Origin of the sequence: Streptomyces sp. NPDC059456, from assembly GCF_042750055.1 — a bacterium.
Lineage (GTDB): Bacteria > Actinomycetota > Actinomycetes > Streptomycetales > Streptomycetaceae > Streptomyces.
Genome location: NZ_JBHYVA010000860.1, coordinates 1 through 3,104 on the forward strand (window position 1 = coordinate 1; position 3,104 = coordinate 3,104).

At 75.3% G+C, this 3,104-nt stretch carries 1 protein-coding gene; it reads right to left on the reverse strand.

The window, feature by feature from the left end; genetic code table 11:
• The coding region (locus ACFXA3_RS39665; RefSeq protein WP_385195812.1) for an Rne/Rng family ribonuclease at positions 1-3,104 on the reverse strand (3,104 nt) is incomplete at both ends.

Consider the following 3,104-nt stretch of genomic DNA (forward strand, 5'->3'; position numbering starts at 1 on the left):
ACGGCTCCCGGTGCGCGGGCGCACCCCTTGCGCTCGCCACGGCTAGGGGTCGGGCGCTTGGGTGGGGCGGCCTGCTCGACGGTCCCGGCGGCCTCTGCGGTCTCGGTGACGGCCTCGGGGGCCTCGGCGACGGCCTCGGGGGCCGGCTCCAGCACCGTGTCGGCCGGCTCGGTCACCGGCTCCGCCTCGACGGCCGGCTGGGCCTCGACGACCGGGGCCGGGGCAGCGGCGGCCGGAGCCGCCTGGGCGGCGCCGCCGCGCGGGGCACCCGCCGGGGCGGTCGCCTTGCGGGTGGCACGGCGGCGGTTGCGACGGCCGCTCAGGCCGGCCGCGGCCTCCGCCTCCGCGGCGCTGCTGTAGAGCTCCTCGTCCGCGACGAACGCCGGCTCGGGCAGCGCCACCGGCGCCGCGAGCTCGGCGGCCACCTCGGCCTCGGTCTCGGCTTCCAGGGCCTCGGTCCCGACGGTCTCGACGCCCTCGATCTCGTGGTCGTGCTCGTGGCCACGGCCGCCGCGGCGCTTGGCCCGCTTGCCGTTGCCACCGCCGCCGACCGCGGTCGGCGTCTCCATGTGCACGATCACACCGCGCCCGTTGCAGTGGACGCAGGTCTCGGAGAAGGACTCCAGCAGGCCCTGGCCCACCCGCTTGCGGGTCATCTGGACCAGGCCCAGCGAGGTCACCTCGGCGACCTGGTGCTTCGTACGGTCGCGGCCCAGGCACTCCAGCATGCGCCGCAGGACCAGGTCGCGGTTCGACTCCAGCACCATGTCGATGAAGTCGATGACGACGATGCCGCCGAGGTCGCGCAGCCGCAGCTGGCGCACGATCTCCTCGGCCGCCTCCAGGTTGTTCCTGGTGACGGTCTCTTCGAGGTTGCCGCCCTGACCGGTGAACTTGCCGGTGTTGACGTCGATGACGATCATCGCCTCGGTCTTGTCGATCACGAGGGAACCGCCCGAGGGCAGCCACACCTTGCGGTCGAGCGCCTTGGCGAGCTGCTCGTCGATCCGGTACGTCGCGAAGACGTCGACCTCGGAGGTCCAGCGCGACAGCCGGTCGGCCAGGTCCGGGGCCACGTGCGAGACGTAGCCGTGGATGGTCTCCCAGGCGGTGTCACCGCTGACGATGACCTTCGAGAAGTCCTCGTTGAAGATGTCGCGCACGACGCGGACGGTCATGTCCGGCTCGCCGTACAGCAGGCTCGGCGAAGAGGTCGAGATCTGCTTCGACTTCTTCTGGATGTCCTCCCACTGGGCCTGCAGACGCTCGACGTCGCGGCGCAGCTCGTCCTCGCTCGCACCCTCGGCGGCGGTGCGCACGATGACGCCCGCGTCCTCGGGGACGATCTTCTTGAGGATGGTCTTCAGGCGCGCGCGCTCGGTGTCGGGCAGCTTGCGGCTGATACCGGTCATCGAGCCCTCGGGCACGTAGACCAGGTAGCGGCCGGGCAGCGACACCTGGCTGGTCAGGCGGGCGCCCTTGTGGCCGATCGGGTCCTTGGTGACCTGCACCAGGACCGACTGGCCGGACTTGAGGGCGGACTCGATGCGGCGCGGCCCGTTGGCCATGCCGAGCGCCTCGAAGTTGACCTCGCCGGCGTACAGGACGGCGTTGCGGCCCTTGCCGATGTCGATGAAGGCGGCCTCCATCGACGGCAGCACGTTCTGGACCTTGCCCAGGTAGACGTTGCCGACGTACGAGGTGGCTTCTTCCTTGTTGACGTAGTGCTCGACGAGCACGTTGTCCTCGAGGACGCCGATCTGGGTGCGCTCGCCGCTCTGGCGGACGACCATCACGCGCTCGACCGCCTCGCGGCGGGCCAGGAACTCGGCCTCGGTGATGATCGGGACGCGGCGGCGGCCCTGCTCGCGGCCCTCGCGGCGGCGCTGCTTCTTGGCCTCCAGACGGGTCGAGCCCTTGATGGACTGCACCTCGTCGGACGGCTCGGCCTTCTCGCGCGCCGGGCGCGGCTCGCGGACCTTGACGACGGTGCGTACGCCGTCCTCCTCGCCCGCCTCGGCCTCGGTGCCCGTGTCACCGCTGCGACGGCGGCGGCGACGGCGACGACGGCTGGAGCTGGAGCCCAGGGCGCCGGCCTCGTCGGCCTCGTCCTCCTCCTCGTCGAGCTCGGCGGCCTCCTGCTCGGCGGCGGCCTCCTGCTCGCTCTCGTCCTCGGCGGACTCGTCCAGGTCGGCGGCCTCGCCGCGGCGACGGCGGCGGCCGCCGCGACGGCGCCGGCGGGACGGGCGCTCGCCCGACTCGTCGCCCTCTTCGTACTCGGCGGACTCCTCGTCGAGCTCGGCGGACTCGGCCTCGGCCTCCATCTGCTCGACGTCGGCCAGGGACACCGGCGCGGACTCCGCGGCCGGGGCGGCCTCGGCCGCACCGCGGCCGCGGCGGCGACGCCGGCCGGCCGGCTGCGCGGCGGGGATCTGGACGGCCTCGGCCTCGGCCTCGGTCTCGTCCTCCTCCTCGATCTCCTCCGCCTCGGCGGCTGCGGCGGCGGCCGCGGCGGCCATGGCGGCCGTCTCCGGGGTCTGGAACATCGGCTCGGTGAAGACCGGGGCCTGGAACACGGCGACGGCGGGACGCGTGGCGCGGCGCGCGGCCCGGGACGGTGCCGGGGCGGCGGGCTCCTCGGCCGCGGGCTGCACCGGGGCGGTGGCCTGGGCTGCGGGGGCGGAGGAGGCCGCGGAAGCGGCGGAGCGGGTGACGCGGCGGCGGCCGCCGCGCTTCGGGGAGTCCACGGCGTCGGCGACGGTGACGGTGGCCTTCGGGGCCGCGGTCTCCTCCACGACGGCCTCGGCGGCGGGGGCCTCGGCAGAGGTCACGGCGCGGGTGGCACGACGACGGGCACGCGGCGCAGGAGCGGCGGCCTCCTCGACGGCCGGAGCGGCTGCCACGGCCTCGGCGGCGGCCGGGGCCTCCGGCGCGGTCACGGCGCGGGTCGCACGACGACGGGCACGCGGCGCAGGAGCGGCGGCCTCCTCGGCGGCCGGAGCGGCTGCCTCGGCCGGGGCGGCGGCCTCGACCACGACCTCGGCGGCGGGCGCCTCGGGGGCGGCAACGGCGCGGGTCGCGCGGCGGCGGGTACGGGCCGGGGC